The organism is Bacillus sp. LR--39 (assembly GCF_053613335.1).
This window is the reverse complement of record NZ_JBSIOT010000470.1, coordinates 1-939: the sequence shown is the minus strand read 5'-3', so window position 1 is coordinate 939 and position 939 is coordinate 1. Positions and strand designations below refer to the sequence as shown.

The 939-nt window shown below is 41.5% G+C and carries 1 protein-coding gene; it reads left to right on the top strand.

Going from position 1 to position 939, the window contains the following annotated elements; all coding sequences use genetic code 11:
* Positions 1 to 939: glycosyl hydrolase family 18 protein (locus tag ACWHAR_RS24220; RefSeq protein ID WP_452088076.1), on the top strand; the 939-nt coding region annotated here is incomplete at both ends.

The window sequence follows — 939 nt, the reverse complement described above, 5'->3', positions numbered from 1 at the left end:
ATAGCGGTTTCACTGGCGATTGCGATTGTTCTGTTTATGTATACAAAAGGAGAAGCGAAGGCAGCCGGTATGACAGTAGGCTACACGACTGGGGATACGGCTTCATACAATTCTCTTACGAAATATCATACATACATGAATGCCATCGCAACCGATACATTTGCGTTTGAAAAAAACGGACAAATCATTGGCGATGCCCCAACTAAGCAGCTGACATATGCGAAAAAGAAAAAAATCAAGACATGGGCTGTCATTTCAAACTATAATGATGCCATTTATGATTTTGACGGAGATTTAGCGAGTCGGGTCATGAGCAATAAAACAGCGAAAAAACGATTCACAGATCAGTTAATTACACTGGCCAAAAAGCACTCATATTACGGAATCAATATCGATTTTGAAGCAGTAAATCCAGAAGACCGCGCTGCGTACTCGACCTTCATTCAATATGTCTCACAGGCTTTGAATAAGAAACATATTAAAACAATGGTATCCGTTCCGGCCAAAAGCGCCGATGATAAAAATGATGACTGGAGCTGGCCGTATGATTATGCGAAAATCGGCAAATATGCCGACTTCGTACAAGTCATGACCTACGATGAACACGGCATTTGGGGTGAGCCGGGGTCAGTGGCAAGCACAAACTGGATCAAAAGCTCTCTGCAGTTTTCAGTCAAAAAGATCAAAGCCAATAAAGTCATCATGGGAATCCCTGCGTACGGCTATGACTGGGATGTAAAAGACGGAAGTGCCAGCACAATAAGGGAATGGAATGAGCTCAAATCACTCATCCAAAAACAAAAAGCAAAGCCGGCATTCAACAAAAAATCAGGCTCGATGACATTTTCTTATGTTGACAAAAAGAAGCATAAACATGTCGTGTGGTATGAAAACGAAAAAACCGTTCAAACGAAAAGCCATCTGGCAAAGCAATATAAA